This is a genomic window from Streptomyces vilmorinianum, from assembly GCF_005517195.1.
GTDB classification, from domain to species: domain Bacteria; phylum Actinomycetota; class Actinomycetes; order Streptomycetales; family Streptomycetaceae; genus Streptomyces; species Streptomyces vilmorinianum.
The window spans coordinates 581,898-604,965 of the sequence record NZ_CP040244.1 but is presented as its reverse complement, the minus strand read 5'-3'; the positions used below and the strand labels follow the sequence as shown (position 1 = coordinate 604,965).

Here is a 23,068-nt window from a genome sequence, read left to right as displayed (position 1 = left end):
TCCTGACCTGCGAGTAAGTCTGCGAGTACGGAGTGACGGCGTGGGCACCCTGTGAATTACGCCGGGGCGTGGGTCCTCCGCGTCTGCGAAACTGGGGCGTCATAGGGATGGCTCACGGAATCCATGGTGTCAGAGGCCCGGACGTTCTTGCGGACAGGTGTTTCACCGCGAGAGCGTGGGGGAGGTCACTGTCACGATGATCGGGTTGCGCGGCGGGGGTCGTGTTGCCTAAAAAGCAGTCGGGTGGAGATATGCATCGCGGTGGCGAACTGGGTGAGGGGACGGACGATCTGGGTCCGGAGCCTGCCCGGCCGGGGAGGCACCGGCGACGGCGTACGGAACAGCCCCCGCAGTCGACAGGATCCACGGAACCCACGACGGAGGGCGGGAGTGGCCGGTTGGGGGTGACGTACAAGTACTTCGGCGCACCCGACGGCGCCACGGCGGCCCGCGTCCCGATCTCGATGCGCCCGGAGGAGCTGGGCGGCGACGAGCTCGGCATGGGCGGCATGTTCACCAAGATCAAGCCCGAGACCATAGCCGCGATGGTCCTCACGGGCATCCAGGGCATGCCCCTGCACAAGGTGCCCCCGCTGGAGCTGGTCGTCCTTCACCCCGACTACGCGGTGGTGAAGCTGCCCATGACGGTGGTCGACCCGCTGCGCGGCATCGGCGAGGAATCGGTCGGCGCGGCGGCCTTCATCTGGTCCACGGTCCCGGACCGCGGCGGCCCGCGCGACGCCTTCAACGTCTACCAGCTGCTGCACGAGTGGCAGGACTTCTCGGTCCGTCTGCACGAGGCGGGACACCAGCCGTACTGCCTGGTCTGGCCGTAGCCGCAGGGCCGGCCGCTGTGGCGTGCGGCCACCGCCCCTTCGCGAAGGCCGTCCCGCCGGCAGGCGTTTCGCCGCACTTCCCACTCCCATAAGTGCTGAAGTGAGGACAAACGGAACGAAGTGGGCGGGAGCCGCGCCCGCGGGAACCCGCGCGAGGCGCCAGGAAGGACGGACACCGTGAGCAGAGTGCGCATGGCCGGCGAGCCCATGCAGATCGGCGAGGTCGCCGCACGGACGGAACTGTCCCTGCGGACCATCCGCCAGTACGAGGACAGCGGTCTGGTCGTCCCGTCGGCATCGTCCCAGGGCGGATTCCCGCTCTACACCGACGCCGACGTGGACCGGCTGATGGTGATCCGCCGGATGAAGCCGCTCGGCTTCACGATCGACGAGACCCGCGACCTCCTCACGGCGGTGGACCGCCTCGCCACGGACCACCCGGGCACGGACGGCGAGCTCTCCCCCGAGGAGCGCTCCACCCTGATCGCACGCGTACGCCACTACGAACGAGCCGCTGCCGAACGCGTCGCCGAACTGCGCGCCCAACTCTCCCGCGCGGAGGAATTCGCGGGCTCCTTGCGGGCACGCCTGGGTGAGGGCGTCCTGGCGTAGGGGACGACCGTCGGGGCAATCACCCCGACCCGACCTGGCGGAGGGACCTGTTGTGGGCAATCGTCCCGCCAGGCCGACCTGACCGAGAGACCTGTTGCGGGCAATCGACCCGCCGGGCGGACCTGACCGAGAGACCTGTTGTGGGCAATCGACCCGCCGGGCCGACCTGACCCAGGGACCTGTTGCGGGCAATCGACCCGCCAGGGGTCCCCCCAGGACGAAGTCCTAGGGGGAGGGTAAGGGTGGGCACAACCCACGGGGGCGGCGCCGCTTTCGAGGCCGTTCAGGCCGGGCGGCCCGGGACCCCGGGCCTGGCAGGCCCCTACAGCTGGAGCTCCTCGGTGAGGGCCGCGAAGAAGCGGGCGTACGCCGCCGGGCTCGGCGGCATCTCCGGGTTCCACGGCGCCACGCGTGCGTGCCCCACGGGCGGGAACACCTCCGGCCCGACGGCGTTGGCGCGGCTGTCGTAGAGCACCAGGTCCGGATTCAGCGCGGCGGCGTGCTCCCAGTCGGCCGTGAGCCAGCTGGCACCGGGCCCCGGCCCGGGGTCGAGCAGGCGGACGCCGAGCTCCTGCAGCCGCGCCAGCTCGGGCCAGGCGTGCGGCCGGGCCAGATGGACCTGGTCGGGGCCGGCGCCGGACAGGGCGAGGACGGTGCGGTCACTCCGCGTGGCGGCGGCCCGGAGGGCGGCCTCGGCGGAGGCGATCGGATCGGCACCAGCACCGGCACCGGCACCGGCACCGGCCATGGAGCCAGGGGCGGCCGCGAGCCCCGCGCCCAGCTCACCGAAGCGCGCGATGATCGCCGGCAGACCGAGCTCGTTGCCGACCGCCAGCGCGGCCAGCGGCACCCCCACCCGGTCGGCGACGGCCTCGTCCAGCGCGTAAGGGCTCTTCCCGTCGTACGTGACGTCGACGATCAGGTCGGGGCGCAGGCTCCTCAGCGCCTCCTCGTCCACGGCGCGCCCCGGCCCCAGGTAGGCCACACCGGCCGCCTCCAGCTCCCCCGCCTTGACCGGGTCGAGCGCCGCCCCGTCGTGCGCGGAGCCGTACACCGCCACGGGCGTCACCCCGAGATCCAGAAGCCCCGCCCCGGCCCGTACGTAGGCCACCACCCGCCCGGGCGGGCGTACGGCCGTCAGCGCCGTACCCCTGTCGTCGGTGAACCCCCACACTCCTGCGGCCCCTGCGTCCGACATGCGGCTGCTCCCTCCCCGGCCGGAATCTGCCTCTCCCGCCACCTTGAAGCGCTTCCCCGGCCCACACAAGAGGGCCTCCCGCCCATCCCCCGGGGCCGGGACTTTCATCCCGGACCCCCTGCCGAAAGTCCCCCATCATCGTGTTAACTGAACAGGTCGGGAGGAAGCAGTAGGAATCGTCAGCGCCGTACGCACGCGCCGCCTGGCAGGGCGCGCCACCGTACCGGCCCTCGCGCCCTGGAGTCAGCATGTCGTCCTTGCCCGGCCAGTTCTCCGACCCTCGTGTGATCACCCTCTTCGGCGTGCTCGCCGCCTCCGCCGCGGTGTGGGTGGCGCAGGGCCTGCGTGCCCGCGCCCGCCGCGCACAGGCCGCCGCCCCGCTGGAACGGGTCTGGCACCCGCAGGAGACCGTGCCGCTCACCCCCGCCGAGGAGTACGCCTTCGGCCAGGTCGTCTCGCGCCTCTCGGTGGGTTCCGCGGGCCGCCTGCGGTGAGCGGGGCCGCCCCCTAGGGTGCGCGGCATGACTGCTTCCGGTCCGCGCCGTGACACCCGCGGCATCGTCGACGCCGCCGAGCTCTTCGCCCACGTCCGGTTCCGCCGCCACGTGCCGGCGACGCCGGAGCTGCGCCCCTACGTGGACAACTACTGGTTCATCGACTGGGACCTGTCCGAGCCGTACGCCTCCCATGTCGTCCCGCATCCCTCCGTGAACGTCGTCTTCCAGCGCTATGGGGAGGACTCCTCCGGAGAGGTCTCCGGGATCGGGCTCGACCTGTTCACGAAGAAGCTCACAGGCGTCGGCCGGGTCTGCGGAGTGAAGTTCCGTCCGGGCGGCTTCCGGCCCTTCGCCCCCGCGCGGCCGGTGTCGGCGTGGACGGGCCGGCGCGTCCCGCTCGACGAGGTGTTCGCGGGCGCGGGGGACGCCTCCGTGGCCGCCGTGCTCACCCCCGAGACCGACCACGCGCGCGTGGCGGCGCTCGACGCCTTCCTGCTGGCCCACGGCCCCGAGCCCGACCCGCAGGCCGTCCAGGCCATGGCGCTGATGGAGCTGGTCCGTACGGACCGTACGATCCGCCGCGTGTCCGAACTGGCCCGCACGCAGGGGCTGTCGAGCCGCTCCCTCCAGCGGCTGTTCTCCCAGTGCGTCGGGGTCGGCCCCAAGTGGGTCATCCTGCGCCACCGCATCCACGACGCCCTGGAGCGCGTCGAGTCCGCCGAGTCAGCCGGGGGCGCCAAGGCTGCCAAGGCGCAGGGCGCCCTGGACTGGGCCGGGCTCGCGGCCGAGCTCGGCTACAGCGATCAGGCCCATCTCGTACGGGACTTCACGGCGACGGTCGGGGTACCGCCGACCGCATACGCCCGCCGGTTGTCCGACCCCTGACCTACAGTGCGGGCATGGACACCCACGCCTCGCCCGTACGCCTGGAGCCTTGGTCCGAGGGGGACTTCGGCCTGCTGCGCGCCATGAACGCGCCGGAGCTCATGGAGCACCTGGGTGGCCCCGAGAGCGAGGAGGCGCTTGCCAAGCGGCACGAGCGGTATGTGCGGCTGAGCGCCGACCGGACGAGCGCGGGGCTGATGTTCCGGATCGTGCTGCTCCCCGAGGAGGTCGCGGTCGGCGGCATCGGCTTCTGGAAGCAGACCTGGGACGGGGAGCCGGTGTACGAAACGGGCTGGACGGTGCTGCCGGGGTTCCAGGGGCGGGGCGTCGCGAGCGCCGCCACGCGTGCGGTGGCGGCGCTGGCGCGGGCCGAGCGTACGTACCGCTTCCTGCACGCCTTTCCGTCGACGGAGAACGGGGCGTCGAACGCGGTGTGCCGCAAGGCCGGCTTCGAGCTGCTCGGTGAGCGTGAGTTCGAGTACCCGCCGGGCCATCCGCTGCGCTGCAACGACTGGCGTCTGGACCTGGAGGGCCTCTAGCCGTCCGAGCTGTCCGAGCTGTCCGAGCTGTCCGAGCCGTCTGCGGTCAGCGGCTTGGTGAAGTGGAAGGCGACGATGTCGAGGCGCTCGCGCAGGTAGAAGCGGTGGGCTCCGGTGCGATGGGTACCGGAGTCCAGGTTGAGCTCGTGGCAGCCGGTCTCCCGCCCGTGCTGCTCCAGGTAGGCCAGGAGCGCGTGGCCGACGCCGGTGGAGCGGGCGGTCTCGGCGGTGACGAGGTCGTCGACGTAGAGCTTGCGGATCGCGCTGGTGTTGTCGATGATCCGCCAGCCGGCGACGCCCACGCAGGTGCCGTCCTCGGCGTAGGCGGCGCTGAAGCGCAGGCCCTGGGGATGGCCGTGGCGGTGGATGTCGCGGAAGAGCTGCGGCGTGAGGTGCGGGCGCAGCTCGCGCAGGACGGGGAGCAGGTCCCCCTCCAGGCGGGGGTCACCGGGCTCGAGGTCGATGATCTTCATGCCGGGACCGTATCTCAGGGTCTTCTCAGGGTTGACGAGCCGGGGCTCCTCGCGGATATTTATCTGCGTGGCACAGATTCTTCTTCACGCACACACTGCGAAGGGACCCCTCTCATGACCGTTCTCGTCACCGGAAGCCGCGGCCGCGTGGGCTCCACCCTCCTCGGGCTGCTCCACAGCGCGGGCATCAAGGCCAGGGCGGCCTCCAAGGACCCCACGGACCTCTCCCCACCAGGCGGCATCGACACCGTCCGCTGCGATCTCGCCGATCCGGCGGACTTCGAGGCCGCGCTCGACGGCGTCGACTCCGTCTTCCTGTACGCCGAGCCCTCGCACATCGACGCCTTCGTCGCGCAGGCCCGGGCGGCCGGCGTCCAGCACGTCGTCCTGCTCTCCTCCAGCTCCGTCCTCGCCCCCGACGCCGCGGAGAATCCGATCGCCGCCTCCCACCTGGCCGTCGAGCGCGCCCTGGCGGCCGCGGCGGACGACGGAGCCTTCGAGGCGACCCATCTCCAGCCGGGCGCCTTCGCGAGCAACGCCCTGCAGTGGTCCTGGGCGATCCGGTCCGCGCGCGCGGTGGAGCTCCCGTACCCCGGGTCCCACGGCGACCCGATCCACGAGAAGGACGTCGCCGAGGCCGCCTTCGCGGTCCTCACCGCGCCGCGGCTGCGCGGCTCCTCGTATCTGCTGACCGGCCCCGAGTCGCTCGACTTCACCGAGCAGCTGGCGATACTCGCGGAGGTGACGGGCCGTGCGACGAGCTGCGCCGCCGTCACCCCCGAGCAGTGGAAGGCCTCGGTCGCCGCCTCCATACCGGAGTCCTTCGCCGACGCCCTGCTCTCCTACTGGGCCTCGCACGACGACCGGCCGGTCCCCCTGACCCGGACCGTCGAGGAGCTGACCGGGCACCCGGCCCGCACCTTCGCCGCGTGGGCCACCGACCATGCGGACGCCTTCCGCCCGTAGCGGCCATGCCGGCCGGGGCGGGCGGTGCAGCCGCGGCGGGCAGGGCCCCGGGCGGCGAATTCCCTGGCCGCGCGGGGCGCCACGGTGACATCCTGTCCCCGTGAACGGACCGGAGATCCAGATCAGCTTCGCCCCCGACCTGCGGCTCTTCGTCTCGGCGGAACGGCGCTCGGGGCGCACGACCGTGGCGACCGACGGCGTCTCGACGCTCGGCCATGTCGTGGAGTCGCTGGGCGTCCCGCTGACCGAGACCGGGCGGCTGCTGGTGGACGGGCAGCCCGTGAAGGTGTCCCACATCCCCGCGGCGGGCGAGACGGTCGAGGTCGAGGGCGTCGAGCGCCCCCAGCCGGTGCCGGGAGCCCCTCTCCGGTTCCTCCTCGACGTCCATCTGGGCACGCTGGCCCGGCGGCTGCGGCTGCTCGGGGTCGACGCGGCGTACGAGAGCGAGGACATCGGCGACGCCGCGCTGGCCGCGCTCTCGGCGAAGGAGCGGCGCGTGATGCTCTCCCGGGACCGCGGGCTGCTGCGCCGCCGGGAGCTGTGGGCCGGCGCCTATGTGTACAGCGACCGGCCCGACGACCAACTCCGTGACGTCCTGGAGCGCTTCGCGCCCACGCTGATGCCCTGGACCCGCTGCACCGCCTGCAACGGGGACCTCACCGACGCCGACAAGGACTCGGTGCGCGAGCGGCTGGAGCGCGGCACGGAGAAGACGTACGACGTCTTCGCGCGGTGCACGGAGTGCGAGCGGGTGTACTGGCGGGGTGCTCACCACGCCCGGCTGGAGGCGATCGTCACCGACGCGCTGCGCGAGTTCGGCGGCGCGGCCGCGCGGTGACCCGAAGGCCCGGTGCGGTCAGCCGAGTTCGCCCGTGCGCAGCCGCTCGACCTGGTCGGCGCTGAGCTCGACGGTCCGGCGCATATGGGCGATGAGCAGGGCGACTTCGGCATCGCTGTACGCGTCGAACATCGTGCCCCAGGCCTCGTTGAGCCGCCGCCAGAACGCGCCCAGCTCCGCCATCCGCTCCGGCACCGCGGTCACGAGGACGCGCCGCCGGTCCTCGGCGTCCCGCTCGCGCGTGACATAGCCGGCCCGCTCCAGCCGGTCGACGAGCCGGGTCGCGGAGCCGGTGGTCAGCCCGGTCAGCTCGGCGATCCGGCCGGTGGTGACGGGGCCGGGCTCCAGGGCGAGCAGGTTCAGGCACTGCACATCGGTCGGGTGGAGCCGCAGACGGTCGGCGACGGCCTGGTTGAACAGCGCGTACGCGGCCATGTAGCGGCGGGCCTCGTCGTACAGCTCGGTCATCAGACCGTCGCGCCGGGCGGAGTTCTTCTGCGGCATGCAGAAATTGTACGAAACAGCGAACCGGCGCTCTACGGCTCCGGGGCCGTCAGGTAGCGCTGGACGGTCGGCCCCAGCCAGGCGACGACCTCCTCGCGGGACATCGCGACCGCGGGCGGCAGTCGCAGCACATAGCGGGCGAGCGCCATGCCGAGGATCTGCGAGGCGACGAGCGCGGCGCGGCGCGGCGCCTCGGCGGGGTCGGGGCAGACGCCGAGGGCGACGGGGCCGAGCTGCGCGGCGAAGATCGCCTGCATCCGCTCGGCGCCCGCGGCGTTGGTGACGCCGACCCGCAGAAGGCCGGTCAGGACGTCGTCGCGCTCCCAGCGGTCGAGGAAGTGCGTGACCAGGACCGCGCCGATGTGGCGGGCGGGCAGGGCGCCGAGTTCGGGAAGGTCCAGTTCGATCTCGGACGCGGCGGCGAACAGGCCCTCCTTGTTGCCGTAGTAGCGCATCACCATCGACGGATCGATTCCGGCGTCGCGGGCGATGGCCCGGATGGTGGCGCGCTCGTAGCCGTCGGAGGCGAATCGCTCGCGGGCGGCTTCGAGGATCGCGGCGCGGGTAGCGTCGGAGCGGCGGGCGGTCTTCATGCCAACAACTGTAGGCCAACAGGTGTTGACACGCCATCGCGGCTACTCCTACATTTGCCAACAAGCGTTGACCAACAGACGTTGGCCAACGGACGTTGTCATGGCACACCTGGAGGCAGCCATGAACCACCTGGACACGGACGTTCTCGTCGTCGGCTCCGGCCCCACCGGAATGCTGCTCGCCGGCGACCTCGCCACCGCCGGCCTGCGGGTCACCGTGGTCGAGCGCCGCCCGCACGGCATCAGCAACATGACCCGCGCCTTCGGCGTCCACGCCCGCACCCTGGAGCAGCTCGACGCCCGCGGCCTCGCCGACGAACTGATCGCCACCGGCACGCCCATCACCGAGCTGCGGCTCTTCCGCCGCCTCACCCTCGACCTGTCCCGCCTCCGCTCCCGCTTCCCGTACCTCCTCATCACCCCCCAGTACGAGGTCGAGCGCCTCCTCGAGCGCCGGGCCCTGTCCGCAGGCGTGGACTTCCGGTACGGGACGGAACTGCGCGGACTGAGCCAGGACACCGACCAGGTCACCGCCGAACTCACCGGCCCCGACGGCACCCCCCTCACCCTCCGCGCCCGCTACCTCGTCGGCACCGACGGCGTGCGCAGCGCCGTGCGGACCGCCCTCGGCCTGCCCTTCCCCGGCGTCTCGGTCATCCGCTCCATCGTCCTCGCCGACGTCCGCCTCGCCGAGAAGCCCGAAGGACTGCTCACGGTCAACGGCACCGGGGACGCCTTCGCCTTCATCGCCCCCTTCGGCGACGGCTGGTACCGGGTCATGGGCTGGAACCGCACCCGCCAGGTCCCCGACAGCGAGCCCGTCGACCTCGACGAGGTCCGCGAGATCGCCCGCCTCGCGCTCGGCACCGACTACGGCATGCACGACGCCCGCTGGATCTCCCGCTTCCACAGCGACGAGCGCCAGGCCCCCGCCTACCGCGTCGGCCGGGTCTTCCTCGCAGGCGACGCCGCCCACGTCCACTCCCCCGCCGGCGGCCAGGGCATGAACACGGGCCTCCAGGACGCCGCCAACCTCTCGTGGAAGCTCGCCGCCGTCCTGCGCGGCGAGGCCCCCGACCCCGAGGCGCTCCTCGACAGCTACCAGTCCGAACGCCACCCCGTCGGCGCCGCCGTACTCCGCAGCAGCGGGACCATCGTCCGGCTCGCCATGGCCCACGGCCCCGTCCTGCGCGCCGTCCGCGCCCTCGCCTCACGCTTCCTGAACACCGTCCGCCCCGCCTCCGCCAAGGCGATGGGCATGATCAGCGGAATCGGCATCACCTACGGCCGCGACGCCCGGCGCGTCCCGGACCTGAACCTTCGGGAAGGCAGGCTCTACGAGCTGCTGCGCGCGGGCGAGTTCGTCCTGATCGCCCCCGAGGGAGCGACCCCGGACCTGCCGGCATCCCCCACCACCCCGACCCGCGTCGTACGGGCCACCTGGACCGACCCCACCCGCCGCTCGGCGCTCCTCGTCCGCCCCGACGGCTACACGTTCCGATGACCGTGCGGTCAGAAGACGTACGGGTCGCCGGTGCTCAGCACCAGGACGCGATGCCGGTCGTTCTTCGGGTTCCCGTCACTGATCCCGTCGGTCCAGATGGTCCCGATGTCGACCGTCAACTCCTCAGGGGAGCCCGCCGTCCGCAGATCGAGCGCCAGCTCCTCGACCGCCCCGGCGGCCCGCAGCTCACCCGTGCGGCAGACCACCACCCGGTCGCTCCCCCACAGACAGGACGGAGGCAGCTCCTGCCCACCCGCCATCGGCTCGGAGAAGGCGAGCCGCACGGTCGCCTGGGACACGTGCGACGGCCCGTGGTTCTCACTGACCAGCCAGACACCCAGCCGCCCCTCCCAGAGGGAGACATGGCCGTGGTGGGCCAGATCGGCCTCCGACCCGACAGCACGGGCCCCCTCACCCGTACCGACCACCACCGCGGCTGCCAACGCCGCCCCGAACAGGGCCTTGCGCATCACACTCATGCCCTGAAGATACCGATTACCGCCCATATATTCTGACCATCCGTCAGTCAGCGTGTCCCCGTGGCACCCTGACCCCATGCTCATCGCCCGCTCCGCCGCTCTCTTCGTCCTCGCCGCCCTCTTCGAGATCGGCGGAGCCTGGCTCGTCTGGCAGGGCGTCCGCGAGCACCGCGGCTGGATCTGGATCGGCGCCGGAGTCGTCGCCCTCGGCCTCTACGGCTTCGTGGCCACCCTCCAGCCCGACGCCGACTTCGGCCGGATCCTCGCCGCCTACGGCGGAGTGTTCGTCGCGGGATCCCTCGCCTGGGGCATGGTCGCCGACGGATACCGACCCGACCGCTGGGACATCGCCGGAGCCCTGATCTGCCTCGCCGGCATGGCCGTGATCATGTACGCCCCACGCACCCGCTGACCACCGCATATCCTGACCACGCGATCGACGTAATCGACCACATGCGCGAGGAGCACGCCATGACCGCCGCCGGTACCCCCATCGCCGTCGTCACCGGAGCGAGCAGCGGTATCGGCGCCGCCACGGCCAAGCAGCTCGCCGCCGCCGGATACCGCGTGGTCCTCACCGCCCGCCGCAAGGACCGCATCGAGGCACTGGCCGCCGAGATCGTCGAGGCCGGCCACCAGGCGACCGCCTACGCCCTCGACGTCACCGACCGCGAAGCCGTCCAGACCTTCGCGACCGCCTTCCGCACGATCGCCGTCCTCGTCAACAACGCGGGCGGCGCCCTCGGCGCGGACCCCGTCGCGACCGGCGACCCCGACGACTGGCGCCAGATGTACGAGGTCAACGTCATCGGCACCCTCAACGTCACCCAGGCTCTGCTCCCCGCCCTGACCGCCAGCGGCGACGGCACGGTCGTCGTCCTCTCCTCCACCGCCGGCCACTCCACCTACGAGGGCGGCGCCGGCTACGTCGCGGCCAAGAACGGCGCCCGCGTCCTCGCCGAGACCCTCCGCCTGGAGATCGTCGGCACCCCGGTCCGCGTCATCGAGATCGCCCCCGGCATGGTGAAGACCGACGAGTTCGCCACCACCCGCTTCCGCGGCGACACCGAGAAGGCCGCCAAGGTCTACGCGGGCGTGGCCGAACCCCTCACCGCCGACGACGTCGCCGACACCATCACCTGGGCCTGCACCCGCCCCCCGCACGTCAACATCGACCTCCTGATCGTCCGCCCCCGCGCCCAGGCCTCCAACACCAAGGTCCACCGCGAGCTGTGAGCGCACGACGACGAGGGGCCGACACCCTGTGCCGGCCCCTCGTCGGTCTGCGTCTCAGCCCTTCACGCAGATGACCTGCTTCAGCTTCGCGACCACCTCGACCAGGTCCCGCTGCTGATCGATGACCTTCTCGATCGGCTTGTACGCGCCCGGAATCTCGTCCACGACGCCGGAGTCCTTACGGCACTCCACGCCCCGCGTCTGCTCCTCCAGGTCCCGCGTCGAGAAGCGCCGCTTCGCCGCAGTCCGGCTCATCCTCCGGCCGGCGCCGTGCGAGGCGGAGTTGAAGGCCTTCTCGTTGCCGAGTCCCTTCACGATGTACGAACCGGTGCCCATCGAGCCCGGGATGATCCCGAAGTCGCCGGAGCCCGCCCGGATCGCACCCTTACGGGTGACGAGCAGGTCCATCCCCTCGTACCGCTCCTCCGCCACGTAGTTGTGGTGGCAGGAGATGACCGGATCGAAGGTCACCTTCGCCTTGCGGAACTCCCGCCGGACGACCTCCTGGAAGAGCGCCATCATGATCGCGCGGTTGTACTTCGCGTACTCCTGCGCCCAGAAGAGATCGTTCCGGTAGGCGGCCATCTGCGGCGTGTCCGCGACGAAGACGGCCAGGTCCCGGTCGACGAGCCCCTGGTTGTGCGGGAGCTTCTGCGCCTCGCCGATGTGGTACTCGGCGAGTTCCTTGCCGATGTTCCGCGACCCGGAGTGCAGCATCAGCCACACAGCTCCGGTCGAATCCAGGCAAAACTCGACAAAATGATTGCCCCCGCCCAGCGTTCCCATCTGCTTTTCGGCACGTTCATGGCGGGATTTGACCGCATCCGCGATCCCGTCGAACCGCGACCAAAGGTCGTCCCACCCCGCCGCCGGAAACTGGAACAGCCGCTTCGGGTCCACCATCTCCCGGTGCATCCCCCGCCCCACCGGAATCGCCTGCTCGATCTTCGAGCGCAGCCGCGAGAGGTCACCCGGCAGGTCGTTCGCCGTCAGCGACGTCCTGACCGCGGACATGCCGCAGCCGATGTCCACCCCGACCGCCGCCGGGCAGACCGCCCCGTGCATCGCGATCACCGAGCCGACCGTCGCGCCCTTGCCGTAGTGCACGTCCGGCATCACGGCCAGGCCCTTGATCCACGGCAGTGTGGCCACGTTCCGGAGCTGCTGCATGGCGCCGCCCTCCACCGTGGAAGGATCGGTCCACATCCGGATGGGCACCTTCGCACCCGGTACCTCTACATACGACATACTTCCTCGATCCCCCAAAAAAGCCTGATAACGCAAAAACCGGCGCCAAGGCCCGTACAGGTGACAACGGACCGGCATCGACGGCAGCGCGTGCGATAGACATTGTGTCTGTCGACCACACCGCGGCGGCAAACAGTTTTCGGGGAAGTCCTCGGGAGAAGGGAGCCTGGCAGCGTGCAGCGACAGGCGTACGTACCCGGTCTGACAGCGCTCGCAGCCGCGCTCGTCCTGGGCCTCACCGGATGCTCCTCCGGGACCGAAACCGGCACCGCCGCCGTCGACTCCAAGGCCGGCGTCGCCGCCCCCGCCGCGCCCCCCGGCCGCTACCGCACGCTCTTCGAGCCCTGCGGCTCGGTCCAGCAGGCCACCCTCAGGGACCTGCTGCCGGGCGTCGCCCAGCTTCCCGACGCGGAACGCGACAGGGCGTACCGCGGCACCGCCGCCGTCACGTACGACAACGACCGCCGTGTCGGGTGCAGCTGGAAGGCCGACGCCCCGGACGTCTCGCACCGGCTGCGTCTCGACATCGAGCGGGTCGTGTCGTACGACCCGGCCGTCAGCGACGACGACCGCGCGCAGCAGGTGTTCTCCGGCAAGCAGGTCGCGGCGGACCTCCCGCAGCCCCCGAAGCCGACCCCGCCGCCCCAGGCCCCCACGAGCACCGGCACCACACCTCCCGCGCAGCCGTCCGGCTCCACCAGCCCTTCCAGCCCCTCCACCGCCACCGGCTCCCCCGACCCGGGCATCCCCACCACCGGTCTGGAGCCCCGTGTCCTGGTCGGCCTCGGGCAGGTCGCGTTCCTCGACGACACCCTCAGCACCGGTGGATCGAACGGCCGGCACCGCACCGTGAGCGTGGTGTTCCGCACATCCAACGTGATCGTGACGGTCGAGTACGCGGAGCAGACGACCGGTTCCGCGGAGGCCCCCGACAGCCGGGAACTGCAGGAAAAGGCCCAGAACCTGGCCCGTCTGCTCGCCGAGCGCCTGGAGGCGTAGCCGGGCGGATCCGCTCCGTGAGCGCGCCGGGACCACGTAACGTGTCGGCGTGCCTCGGCGTACCGTGGCCGCCGGCCGGACCGTACGACTAGCGACTGAAGGAACCATGCACCGATCAGCCCCGCGACTCACTCGCATACTCGCCTGCGCAGCCGTCCCGGTGATGCTCGTCGTCGCCGGCTGCTCCTCGGACTCCGACAGCGGTTCCCCGGACAAGGGCAAGGGTTCGGCGTCCGCCGCCCCCAGCGCCCAGCAGTCGACGAAGACGGTCGAGCCCGCGAAGTTCGCGAAGCTGCCCGACGTCTGCAAGTCGATCTCCGCGAAGACGACCGCGAGCCTGGTGCCCAAGGCGAAGGCGAAGAACGGTACGACGGCCAACTCCAGCGACACCACCAGCCGCGGCGGCTGCTCGTGGAACGGCCTCGACGACAAGGGCGTGAAGGGCTCGCAGTACCGCTGGCTCGACGTCTCCTTCTACCGCTACGAGTCGGACGCCTCCCTGGGCAGCGGCCAGGAGCGCGCCCAGGACAACTTCACCAAGGAGCTCGCCAAGCTGCAGGCGACCGAGGGCGCCAAGAAGCTGCGCACCACGGACGCGCCGGGCGTGGGCGAGCAGTCGAAGGCCGTCGCCTACGAGCTGAAGAAGACGGGCGAGGACTTCAAGTACGCCTCGGTCGTGGCGCGTACGGGCAATGTTCTGGTGCTGCTCACGTACAACGGCGCCGGTTACGCGGGGGCGGCCGCGCCCGCGGACAAGGCGATGATGGAAGGCGCGCTGAAGGCCGCCAAGGAGGCGGTCGCGGCGGTCGCGGCGGCGAACGCGTAACGGTGTAGCGGCAGCGGGTCGCGAACACCCGCATTTGCGCAGGTTTTCGAGGAGTCCGTCCCTCCCCCGGGGGTCGGGCTCCTCGCGCGTGTGCCACGCTGTGCCCGCTAGATGTCGAGATTGACGGGGAGGGGATCGCGGGTGGCCGCGGTGCAGCTGACACGCACGCACAAGATGCTGATCGGTGTGGTCATCGCCGGTGCGGTGATCATCGCCGGGATCGGCTTCGCGGGTTCGTACGCCGCCGTGCGCGAGCTCGCCGTGGAGAAGGGCTTCGGCACCTTCTCGTACTTCTTCCCGATCGGCATCGACGCCGGTATCTGTGTGCTCCTCGCGCTGGACCTGCTGCTGACCTGGATCCGGATCCCGTTCCCGCTGCTGCGTCAGACGGCATGGGTGCTGACCGCGGCGACGATCGCGTTCAACGGCGCGGCCGCCTGGCCGGACCCGCTGGGTGTCGGTATGCACGCGGTGATCCCGGTGCTGTTCGTGGTCGCGGTCGAGGCGGCGCGCCATGCGGTGGGCCGGATCGCCGACATCACGGCGGACAAGCACATGGAGGGCGTGCGGATCACGCGGTGGCTGCTGTCGCCGATTCCGACGTTCCGGTTGTGGCGGCGGATGAAGCTGTGGGAGCTGCGCTCGTACGAGCAGGTCATCAAGCTGGAGCAGGACCGGCTCATATACCAGGCCCGGCTGCAGGCGCGGTTCGGGCGGGCGTGGCGGCGCAAGGCTCCGGTGGAGGCGCTGATGCCGCTGCGGCTGGCGAAGTACGGCGTGCCGCTGGCGGAGACTGCGGCGGCGGGGCTCGCGGCGGCGGGGGTGGAGCCGATGCTGATCCCACCGCAGCCGACGGTCGCCCAGCCGGTCGAGGTCCCGGTGCAGGTCCAGGCCGGGCAGCTCCAGGCCGGGCAGCTCCAGGCCGCGCAGGTCCAGGCCGTACAGGTCCAGCCGCAGCTGCCCCAGGGCCAAGGCCAGGCCCAGGGTCCGGCCCCGGCCCCGGTCCCGGTCGAGGTCGCGCAGGAGGTCCCCGCGAACCACGACAGCCCGTGGTTCGCCGCGCAGCAGCTGCCGCCGGAGGCGTACGAGGGTGACTACGCCCCCGAGTACATGGACGGCCCTGAGCACTTCGAGGAGTACGCCGAGCACCCGGGGTTCCCGGAGCACCCGGAGCACCCCGAATACGCCGAGGAGCACGTCGAGGAGTACGTCGAGCCGGAGCCGCCGGTGGACGAGTTCACCGAGGCTGCCTACAAGGCGATGTGGCACTACGTCGAGGAGCGGCAGGACTTCCCCAACGCCGAGCAGCTCGACATATGGCTCAGCGACACGTACGGCGTGCGGCACCCGCGCAGCGCGTCGCTCCTGCGGGAGCTGACCCCGCGCCTGCGCCACCGCATCGAGCTGGAGATGCAGGAGAACCACATCCCGTAGGCCACGGGACGCGGACAGCGCGAAGGGCCGCCACCCGGCATCGGGTGGCGGCCCTTCGCGCTGTCCGTGCGGCGGCGCTACGCGCCGAGCAGCTTCCGCACCCGCTCGGCCCCGACCGCCAGCAGCAGCGTCGGCAGGCGCGGGCCCGTCTCGCGGCTCACCAGGAGCTTGTAGAGCAGAGCGAAGAACGCGCGCTGGGCGACCTTCAGCTCCGGGGTCGGCTTGGCCTCGGGGTCGAGACCGGCCATGACCTTCGGGACGCCGTAGACGAGCGTGGTCAGGCCGTCCAGGGACCAGTGCGTGTCCAGGCCGTCCAGGAGCATGCGCAGCGATTCGCGGCCCTGGTCGTCGAGGGAGCCGAGGATCTCGGTGTCCGGCTCGTCGCGGACGATGGTGCGCTGGTCGGCCGGGACCTGGGTGGTGATCCAGTTCTCGGCGCGGTCCAGGCGCGGACGGACCTCGTCCAGGGACGTGACCGGGTTCTCCGGGTCGAGCTCGGTCAGGATCCGCAGGGTCTGCTCGTCATGCCCGGCAGTGATGTCCATGACCGAGGCCAGCGTCCGGTACGGCAGCGCGCGCGGGGTGCGCGGCAGCTCACCGGCGGCGGTGCGGGCGGCACGCGCGTACGCGGCCGCGTCGGCCGGCAGCACGGAGCCGTCGGCGACCTTGGCCTCCAGCTTGTCCCACTCGTCGTAGAGCCGCTGGATCTCCTGGTCGAAGGCGATCTTGAAGGACTGGTTCGGCCTGCGGCGCGCGTACAGCCAGCGCAGCAGCGGCGCCTCCATGATCTTCAGCGCGTCCGCCGGGGTGGGCACGCCGCCCTTCGAGGAGGACATCTTGGCCATGCCGCTGATGCCGACGAAGGCGTACATCGGGCCGATCGGCTGCACGCCGTCGAAGATCTCGCGCACGATCTGGCCGCCGACGACGAACGACGAGCCGGGGGAGGAGTGGTCCACGCCCGAGGGCTCGAAGATCACGCCCTCGTACGCCCAGCGCATCGGCCAGTCGACCTTCCAGACCAGCTTGCCGCGGTTGAACTCGCTCAGCTCGACGGTCTCGGAGAAGCCGCAGTCCGTGCAGGTGTAGGCCAGCTCGGTGGTCTCGTCGTCGTACGACGTGACGGTCGTGAGGTCCTTCTCGCACTGCCCGCAGTAGGGCTTGTACGGGAAGTAGCCCCCGGCGCCGCCCGAGCCGTCGTCCTCGCTGGCCGCGCCCGAGCCCTCCTCGGCCTCCAGCTCGGCCTCGTCGACGGGCTTCTGCGACTGCTTCTTCGGCGCCTTCTTCGTCCGGTACTGGTCGAGGATCGCGTCGATGTCACCGCGGTGCTTCATCGCGTGCAGGATCTGCTCGCGGTAGGCGCCCGCCGTGTACTGCTCCGTCTGGCTGATCGGGTCGTACTCGACGCCCAGCTCGGCCAGCGACTCGACCATGGCGGCCTTGAAGTGCTCCGCCCAGTTCGCGTACGGCGAGCCGGCGGGGGCCGGGACCGAGGTCAGCGGCTTGCCGATGTGCTCGGCCCAGGTCGCGTCGACGCCCGCGACGCCGTTGGGCACCTTGCGGTACCGGTCGTAGTCGTCCCACGAGATGAGGTGCCGGACCTCGTACCCGCGCCGCCGGATCTCGTCGGCGACGAGGTGCGGGGTCATGACCTCGCGGAGGTTGCCCAGGTGGATCGGGCCGGAGGGGGAGAGTCCGGAGGCGACGACGACCGGTTTGCCAGGCGCACGTCGCTCCGACTCGGCGATGACCTCGTCCGCGAAACGGGAGACCCAGTCGGTCTCGGTGCTGCTCTGAGCCACGGTCGGTACGTCCTTCTTTCTGGAATCTCTCAAAGCCTTACAGCCCTACGTCAGTCATTGTCCCAGACGAAACGAGCCACTCCGAGGTTGTCCACAGGTGGAGAAAACACGTTGCCCACCCATGGGACACTTGACAAGCGAAATAGCCCTCCTTCACTTCGACAACAGGAACGGAAGCTCATGGCCTCGGTCCCTTCCCTCGCTTCGACCGTGCAGCAGCGTCTCGCGGAAGGTCTCTCGGCAGCCCTGCCGGAGGCCGGTTCCGCCGACCCGCTGCTGCGACGAAGCGACCGGGCCGACTTCCAGGCCAACGGCATCCTGGCCCTCGCCAAGCAGCTCAAGGGCAACCCGCGTGAGCTGGCGACGAAGGTCGTCGACGGCATCCCGGCGAACGACGTGCTGAAGGAGATCGAGGTCTCGGGCCCCGGCTTCCTGAACATCACGGTCACGGACGAGGCGATCATCAAGACCCTCGCCGCCCGCGCCGCCGACGACCGCCTCGGCGTGCCGCTCGCGCGGAACGCCGGCACGACGGTGATCGACTACGCGCAGCCGAACGTGGCCAAGGAGATGCACGTCGGCCACCTCCGCTCCGCCGTGATCGGCGCCGCGATGGTCGAGATCCTGGAGTTCACGGGCGAGAAGGTGGTCCGCCGCCACCACATCGGCGACTGGGGCACCCAGTTCGGCATGCTCATCCAGTACCTGATGGAGCACCCGCACGAGCTGGACCACAAGTCGGAGGAGGAGGTCTCCGGCGAGGAGGCCATGTCGAACCTCAACCGGCTCTACAAGGCCTCGCGCGCGCTCTTCGACTCCGACGAGGAGTTCAAGACCCGTGCACGGGCGCGTGTCGTCGACCTGCAGGCGGGCGACGAGCAGACGCTGGCCATGTGGCAGCGGTTCGTGGACGAGTCGAAGATCTACTTCTACTCGGTCTTCGACAAGCTCGACATGGACATCCAGGACCCCGACGTCGTCGGCGAGTCCGGCTACAACGACGTGCTGGTGGAGACCTGCCGGATCCTCGAGGAGTCGGGCGTCGCGGTGCGCTCCGAGGGCGCGCTGTGCGTCTTCTTCGACGACGTCAAGGGCCCGGACGGCAACCCGACGCCGCTGATCGTCCAGAAGTCCGACGGCGGCTTCGGCTACGCGGCCACCGACCTGTCCGCGATCCGTGACCGCGTGCGGAACCTGAAGGCGACGACCCTGCTGTACGTGGTCGACGCCCGCCAGTCCCTGCACTTCAAGATGGTCTTCGAGACGGCCCGCCGGGCCGGCTGGCTGAACGACGAGGTCAAGGCCGTCCAGCTGGCCTTCGGCACGGTGCTCGGCAAGGACGGCAAGCCGTTCAAGACCCGTGAGGGCGAGACGGTCCGGCTGGTGGACCTGCTGGACGAGGCGATCGACCGGGCCGCGTCCGTGGTCCGCGAGAAGGCGCGTGACCTGACCGAGGACGAGATCGCCGAGCGGGGTGCCCAGGTGGGTATCGGCGCGGTGAAGTACGCGGACCTGTCGACGTCGGCGGCGCGGGACTACAAGTTCGACCTGGACCAGATGGTGTCGCTGAACGGCGACACGTCGGTGTACCTCCAGTACGCGTACGCGCGCATCAAGTCGATCTTCGGCAAGGCGGGTGACCGCACGCCGGTCGCCCACCCCGAGCTGGAGCTGGCCCCGGCGGAGCGCGCACTCGGCCTCCACCTGGACCAGTTCGGCGAAACCGTGGCCGAGGCCGCTGCCGAGTACGCCCCGCACAAGCTGGCCGCGTATCTGTACCAGCTCGCCTCGCTGTACACGACGTTCTACGACCAGTGCCCGGTCATCAAGCCGGAGCCGCCGAAGGAGATCGCGGAGAACCGCCTCTTCATCTGCGACCTCACGGCCCGGACGCTCCACCAGGGCATGGCCCTGCTGGGCATCCGGACGCCCGAGCGTCTCTGACACGTCCGGCAGGCAGCCAGGCATATGGCCGAAGGCCCCGGCACCGTCTCGTACGGTGCCGGGGCCTTCGCCGTATGACCGGGTTCCCCGTCAGGACAGCCACGCGCCCCTGCCGGGGTGGTAGCTGTACGTCTTCTTCCCCTCGGTCGCGCTCGTACGGAACGGCTTGCCCCCGTCGTCGACGCGGACCGTCCCGCGCCGCTCGCCGCTGCTCCACTCCACCTCCAGGTACCAGGCGGCGACGTGCTCCTCGGTATGCACGTGGAGGTTGAGGACCTGGGGGTCGCTGGTGGAGACCTTGTACGGGAAGTCCTTGGCCGGGACGACCCCGTCGCCGTCGATGCCCGCGACCGGCTTCGCGAAGGGGCGCGGCGCATCGAGGTCGATGTCGAAGGTCTGCGGGACGAGACCGCTGCCGCAGCCGTCGCCCATCGCGTACGCGTCCCGGTCCAGGGGCGCGCCGCGCTCCACCACCCGTACGCGCACGGCGCCGAGGACCACGGCCTCGTCGGTGCGGCCGGTCACGGTGAGCTGGAGCTCCGTCTGGCCTCCGTCGACACCGCCGAGCTCGCGCGCCCAGCCTCGGGTGTCCTGCGGGGCGGGCGGGGCCGGGACCTGGCCGGGCTCCTGGTCGAGGGCGTAGAACTCGCCGCAGGCCCCTGCCCAGTTGTACGAGCTGATGCCGACGCTCACGGGGGGCGGGGTGGTGGTCCCTGCCGCGTTGTCGCCGGTCCGTTCGTCCGGGCTGCCGACGGCGTACGCGACGGGCACGGCGAGCGCGACGACGGCGGTCGCGGCCAGAGCCATGCGCAGGCGCTTGCGGGAGCGGGGAGCGGGAGCGCCGGGCGCGGGCCGCGGCGACTCACCGGTGATCACGGTCTCGGGGTCCGCCTCGGGGTCCGCCTCGGGGTCCGCCTCTGGCTCCGGCTCCGGCTCTGGCTCCGGCTCCTGAACAGCCGGTGTGGCCTTCCCCCGTCGGCGGGCCTCGTCGGCCAGGATCCAACTGCGGTGCAGCCGGATCAGTTCGTCGCGGGAGGCCCCGCACAGCCGGCCCAGCCGTTCCACGGGGGCGAACTCGGTCGGCACGGCGTCGCCGTTGCTGTACCGGTGCAGTGTCGACGTGCTGACGTGGAGCTTCTTCGCCAACGCGCCGTAGCTGAGCCCGGATCGCTCCTTCAGCCCGCGCACCAGCTCTGCGAAATCGTCCGTCCCTGCCGCCACGCGCCCGCTCCCCCTCGCCTCGCCGTCCCAGGAACGCGTTCCAGGGGAAGACCATCCCCCCAGGTCACAGCAAGCGCGAGCGTTCCGGCTTCCCTCATTGTCCCCTGGGGATTGCGGTGCGATCAGCCGGCCCCGCAGGGTGTGACCCATGTCGAGCAGCCGCGTCACCGACGCTGCGGCCCTGGCGGTGCTGATCGCCTGTGCCGCGATCGTGATCGACCTGATCAACGGTCAGTGAGGAATCCAGGGGAGATCGTCACCGCGGCCGTCACGACCGCCCCTGCTCGTGGGGCGGCGTGACGGTGGCGGCGAAGGGGCGGGCCGGAGGGTCAGCGGATCGGCCGGGATGTCCTGCCTGACACCTCGTCGATCTCCGTGTGTGCCTTCTGGAGCAGCTGCGAGGCGAGATCCATGAGCGCGCGTGCGCCCGCGATCTCCTCGCCCACCCGCAGCTGTTCCGGGTCGGACGGGTGCCGGTGGGCGTTGCCCTGGGCCCGGAACTCGGTGCCGTCACCGAGCCGCACCATGGCGGCCGCCCTCGTCCGGTCGCCGTCCTCCTGGAATTCCATCTCGATGTGCCATCCGACGAGCGTGTGCATCATGAGGACCACCTCCTGAGGTACTTCCAGGGTGCGCCGCCCGGCCCCTCCTCACCAATCGGTGCGTAGCTCGCGCAGGGTGCTCACGGTCCGTTAATTCGCTTGCGCGGTCGGTATCGACGACCCAAACTGTTAGTCATGACTAACGAATTAAGGGAAACGGGGATCGTGGAGTCCGGCGGCCTCCCCTCCTTCGGCCGCCCGGACGCCGGTCTCGTCCTGATCTCCGAATGGCAGACGGAGGACGCCGAGCGGCAGCGGATCGTGATGGACGGTGTCATCGACACCTGGGCGCGGGCCCGGCTGCCGGAGGCCTTCCTCGCCCGCCACTGCCTGGCGGGCTCCGACGGGCGCACGATCCTCAACATCGCCCAGTGGACGGACGCGGCGGCCCACCTGGCCTTCACCGCCGACCCCGCCAACCAGCGGGCGATCGCCGACTCCGTCCACGCCCTCATCACGGTGGGCCCGCCCGGCCGCTACACCTACGACCGCACGGTGGTGCTCCGCGAGACCCTCCCGGGCCGCCCCATACGCAGCCTCAGCACCTCCACCCCCTCCGAGGCCGGCGAGGCCGGCGTCGCCCGGCACTTCCACCGCAGCGAGGACGGCAAGCGCGTCCACGTCCTCACGGCCCACGAAGACGAAGGGGACGGAACCGCCCTGCGGTTCCGTCCCTGTCGAGGAGTCGTCAGACCCCGCGGCTGAGCTTCTGGGCGACCTCGGTGGCCCAGTAGGTGAGGACCATCTGCGCACCCGCGCGCCTGATCCCGGTCAGCGTCTCGAAGATGGCCTTGTCGCGGTCGATCCAGCCCTTCTCGGCCGCGGCCTCGACCATCGCGTACTCACCACTGATCTGGTACGCGGCGACCGGCACGTCCACGGCGTCGGCGACCTTCGCGAGCACGTCCAGGTAGGGACCCGCGGGCTTCACCATCACCATGTCGGCGCCCTCCTCCAGGTCCAGCGCCAGCTCCCGCAGCGACTCGCGGATGTTGGCCGGGTCCTGCTGGTACGTCTTGCGGTCACCCTGCAGAGACGAGGCGACGGCCTCGCGGAAGGGGCCGTAGAAGGCGGAGGAGTACTTCGCGGTGTACGCGAGGATCGACACGTCCTCCTTGCCGATGGTGTCCAGCGCGTCGCGGATCACCCCGACCTGGCCGTCCATCATCCCGGACGGCCCCACGACGTGGACGCCGGCGTCGGCCTGGACCTGCGCCATCTCGGCGTACCGTTCCAGCGTGGCGTCGTTGTCGACGCGCCCGTTCTCGTCCAGGACCCCGCAGTGCCCGTGGTCGGTGTACTCGTCGAGACAGAGGTCGGACATGATCACCAGATCGTCGCCGACCTCGGCCTTCACGTCCCTGATCGCGACCTGCAGGATCCCGTCCGGATCCGTGCCGGCCGTACCGGCCGCGTCCTTCTTCTCGTCCTGCGGCACGCCGAACAGCATGATCCCGGAGACCCCGGCCTCCAGCGCCTCCACGGCGGCCTTGCGCAGGGTGTCCCGCGAGTGCTGCACCACGCCGGGCATCGCGGCGATCGGCACGGGCTCGCCGATGCCCTCCCGCACGAACGCGGGAAGGATCAGATCGGCCGGGCTCAGCCGCGTCTCGGCCACCATCCGCCGCATGGCAGGAGTCGTCCGCAGCCGCCGCGGCCGCGCCCCGGGAAAGGTTCCGTACGAGTTCATACGCCCGAGGCTACGCCCGCGGGAATCCCCCTTTTACCGACACCTTGCCGGACCCCGGCGCCCTTGCGGGCGCGTCCGCTCCAGGTGCCCCTACCGCACCGGGGTGCGGGACCCCGACAAGGCCCCGCACCCCGAGCTGCCG

General features: G+C 71.1%; 25 protein-coding genes. 15 read left to right on the top strand and 10 right to left on the bottom strand.

Annotated features, from left to right (window positions below):
- Positions 1–251: 251 nt before the first annotated feature.
- Both FDM97_RS02985 and FDM97_RS02980 read left to right on the top strand, forming a co-directional pair.
- A complete protein-coding gene (locus tag FDM97_RS02985) occupies positions 252–836 on the top strand; it encodes a hypothetical protein (RefSeq protein WP_137988714.1) in 585 nt (194 codons plus the stop codon).
- Positions 837–1,028: 192 nt separating this feature from the next.
- Positions 1,029–1,448: a MerR family transcriptional regulator gene (locus tag FDM97_RS02980; protein WP_137994624.1), complete on the top strand. Its 420-nt coding sequence runs from the start codon at positions 1,029–1,031 to the stop codon at positions 1,446–1,448.
- A gap of 322 nt (positions 1,449–1,770) precedes the next feature.
- Here the strand turns inward: FDM97_RS02980 and FDM97_RS02975 are convergent, their stop codons facing one another.
- A complete protein-coding gene (locus tag FDM97_RS02975) occupies positions 1,771–2,646 on the bottom strand; it encodes a TroA family protein (RefSeq protein WP_254705476.1) in 876 nt (291 codons plus the stop codon).
- 248 nt (positions 2,647–2,894) lie between these two features.
- Here FDM97_RS02975 and FDM97_RS02970 point away from each other — a divergent pair, with 248 nt between their 5' ends.
- Genes FDM97_RS02970 through FDM97_RS02960 form a run of 3 tightly spaced genes read left to right on the top strand, consistent with a single transcriptional unit; the run spans position 2,895 to position 4,567 of the window.
- Positions 2,895–3,140 carry a hypothetical protein gene (locus FDM97_RS02970; protein ID WP_137988713.1) on the top strand — a complete coding sequence of 82 codons (246 nt, stop codon included), beginning with the start codon at positions 2,895–2,897 and terminating at the stop codon, positions 3,138–3,140.
- Positions 3,141–3,167: 27 nt separating this feature from the next.
- Positions 3,168–4,028, top strand: coding sequence for a helix-turn-helix domain-containing protein (locus tag FDM97_RS02965; RefSeq protein ID WP_137988712.1), 861 nt, complete (start codon positions 3,168–3,170; stop codon positions 4,026–4,028).
- 14 nt (positions 4,029–4,042) lie between these two features.
- Positions 4,043–4,567 carry a GNAT family N-acetyltransferase gene (locus FDM97_RS02960; protein WP_137988711.1) on the top strand — a complete coding sequence of 175 codons (525 nt, stop codon included), beginning with the start codon at positions 4,043–4,045 and terminating at the stop codon, positions 4,565–4,567.
- On the opposite strand, the gene FDM97_RS02955 is transcribed toward FDM97_RS02960, so the two are convergent.
- Complete coding sequence (locus FDM97_RS02955) at positions 4,564–5,040, bottom strand: GNAT family N-acetyltransferase (RefSeq protein WP_137988710.1); 477 nt, start codon at positions 5,038–5,040, stop codon at positions 4,564–4,566. The genes FDM97_RS02960 and FDM97_RS02955 overlap by 4 nt on opposite strands.
- A 114-nt stretch (positions 5,041–5,154) precedes the next feature.
- Here FDM97_RS02955 and FDM97_RS02950 point away from each other — a divergent pair, with 114 nt between their 5' ends.
- Together FDM97_RS02950 and FDM97_RS02945 are read left to right on the top strand one after the other, a co-directional pair.
- Positions 5,155–6,006: an NAD(P)H-binding protein gene (locus FDM97_RS02950; RefSeq protein ID WP_137988709.1), complete on the top strand. Its 852-nt coding sequence runs from the start codon at positions 5,155–5,157 to the stop codon at positions 6,004–6,006.
- 100 nt (positions 6,007–6,106) lie between these two features.
- Positions 6,107–6,844 carry a Mut7-C RNAse domain-containing protein gene (locus tag FDM97_RS02945; RefSeq protein WP_137988708.1) on the top strand — a complete coding sequence of 246 codons (738 nt, stop codon included), beginning with the start codon at positions 6,107–6,109 and terminating at the stop codon, positions 6,842–6,844.
- An 18-nt stretch (positions 6,845–6,862) separates the two neighbouring features.
- On the opposite strand, the gene FDM97_RS02940 is transcribed toward FDM97_RS02945, so the two are convergent.
- Positions 6,863–7,348 (bottom strand): MarR family winged helix-turn-helix transcriptional regulator, encoded by a 486-nt coding sequence (locus tag FDM97_RS02940; protein ID WP_137988707.1) that lies wholly within the window; start codon positions 7,346–7,348, stop codon positions 6,863–6,865.
- Positions 7,349–7,380: 32 nt separating this feature from the next.
- Complete coding sequence (locus FDM97_RS02935; RefSeq protein WP_137988706.1) at positions 7,381–7,941, bottom strand: TetR/AcrR family transcriptional regulator; 561 nt, start codon at positions 7,939–7,941, stop codon at positions 7,381–7,383.
- A gap of 100 nt (positions 7,942–8,041) precedes the next feature.
- Between FDM97_RS02935 and FDM97_RS02930 the strand changes: the two genes are divergently transcribed.
- Positions 8,042–9,445: an FAD-dependent monooxygenase gene (locus FDM97_RS02930; protein WP_137988705.1), complete on the top strand. Its 1,404-nt coding sequence runs from the start codon at positions 8,042–8,044 to the stop codon at positions 9,443–9,445.
- A gap of 8 nt (positions 9,446–9,453) precedes the next feature.
- Here FDM97_RS02930 and FDM97_RS02925 read toward each other — a convergent pair whose 3' ends face one another.
- Positions 9,454–9,924: a hypothetical protein gene (locus FDM97_RS02925; protein WP_254705475.1), complete on the bottom strand. Its 471-nt coding sequence runs from the start codon at positions 9,922–9,924 to the stop codon at positions 9,454–9,456.
- A 76-nt stretch (positions 9,925–10,000) separates the two neighbouring features.
- Between FDM97_RS02925 and FDM97_RS02920 the strand changes: the two genes are divergently transcribed.
- A complete protein-coding gene (locus FDM97_RS02920; RefSeq protein ID WP_137988704.1) occupies positions 10,001–10,336 on the top strand; it encodes a YnfA family protein in 336 nt (111 codons plus the stop codon).
- A 59-nt stretch (positions 10,337–10,395) separates the two neighbouring features.
- A complete protein-coding gene (locus FDM97_RS02915; protein WP_137988703.1) occupies positions 10,396–11,160 on the top strand; it encodes an SDR family NAD(P)-dependent oxidoreductase in 765 nt (254 codons plus the stop codon).
- Positions 11,161–11,214: 54 nt separating this feature from the next.
- On the opposite strand, the gene FDM97_RS02910 is transcribed toward FDM97_RS02915, so the two are convergent.
- Positions 11,215–12,408 carry an RtcB family protein gene (locus FDM97_RS02910; RefSeq protein WP_137988702.1) on the bottom strand — a complete coding sequence of 398 codons (1,194 nt, stop codon included), beginning with the start codon at positions 12,406–12,408 and terminating at the stop codon, positions 11,215–11,217.
- 174 nt (positions 12,409–12,582) lie between these two features.
- On the opposite strand from FDM97_RS02910, the gene FDM97_RS02905 reads away from it, so the two are divergent.
- The 3 genes from FDM97_RS02905 (at position 12,583) to FDM97_RS02895 (ending at position 15,667) form a co-directional block, all read left to right on the top strand.
- Positions 12,583–13,407 (top strand): DUF3558 domain-containing protein, encoded by an 825-nt coding sequence (locus FDM97_RS02905; protein ID WP_137988701.1) that lies wholly within the window; start codon positions 12,583–12,585, stop codon positions 13,405–13,407.
- A gap of 106 nt (positions 13,408–13,513) precedes the next feature.
- On the top strand, positions 13,514–14,233 hold the full coding sequence (locus FDM97_RS02900) for a DUF3558 domain-containing protein (RefSeq protein ID WP_137988700.1): 720 nt from the start codon (positions 13,514–13,516) through the stop codon (positions 14,231–14,233).
- 141 nt (positions 14,234–14,374) lie between these two features.
- Entirely contained in the window at positions 14,375–15,667 is a 1,293-nt protein-coding gene (locus FDM97_RS02895; protein WP_137988699.1) for a DUF2637 domain-containing protein, read from the top strand.
- A 77-nt stretch (positions 15,668–15,744) separates the two neighbouring features.
- On the opposite strand, the gene lysS is transcribed toward FDM97_RS02895, so the two are convergent.
- The gene (gene lysS / locus FDM97_RS02890; protein WP_137988698.1) at positions 15,745–17,469 is read right to left on the bottom strand and encodes a lysine--tRNA ligase; all 1,725 of its coding nucleotides are present in this window, start codon (positions 17,467–17,469) and stop codon (positions 15,745–15,747) included.
- Between the two features lie 180 nt (positions 17,470–17,649).
- Between lysS and argS the strand changes: the two genes are divergently transcribed.
- The gene (gene argS, locus FDM97_RS02885; protein ID WP_137988697.1) at positions 17,650–19,413 is read left to right on the top strand and encodes an arginine--tRNA ligase; all 1,764 of its coding nucleotides are present in this window, start codon (positions 17,650–17,652) and stop codon (positions 19,411–19,413) included.
- Between the two features lie 90 nt (positions 19,414–19,503).
- On the opposite strand, the gene FDM97_RS02880 is transcribed toward argS, so the two are convergent.
- Together FDM97_RS02880 and FDM97_RS02875 are read right to left on the bottom strand one after the other, a co-directional pair.
- The gene (locus FDM97_RS02880; RefSeq protein ID WP_254705474.1) at positions 19,504–20,634 is read right to left on the bottom strand and encodes a helix-turn-helix domain-containing protein; all 1,131 of its coding nucleotides are present in this window, start codon (positions 20,632–20,634) and stop codon (positions 19,504–19,506) included.
- Positions 20,635–20,963: 329 nt separating this feature from the next.
- Entirely contained in the window at positions 20,964–21,233 is a 270-nt protein-coding gene (locus FDM97_RS02875) for a DUF1876 domain-containing protein (RefSeq protein ID WP_137994621.1), read from the bottom strand.
- Positions 21,234–21,371: 138 nt separating this feature from the next.
- Between FDM97_RS02875 and FDM97_RS02870 the strand changes: the two genes are divergently transcribed.
- Positions 21,372–21,941, top strand: a complete 570-nt coding sequence (locus FDM97_RS02870; RefSeq protein ID WP_137988695.1) for a hypothetical protein — start codon at positions 21,372–21,374, stop codon at positions 21,939–21,941.
- Here the strand turns inward: FDM97_RS02870 and hemB are convergent.
- Positions 21,925–22,926 carry a porphobilinogen synthase gene (hemB, locus tag FDM97_RS02865; protein WP_137988694.1) on the bottom strand — a complete coding sequence of 334 codons (1,002 nt, stop codon included), beginning with the start codon at positions 22,924–22,926 and terminating at the stop codon, positions 21,925–21,927. The two genes, FDM97_RS02870 and hemB, sit on opposite strands and share 17 nt — an antisense overlap.
- Positions 22,927–23,068: the final 142 nt, after the last annotated feature.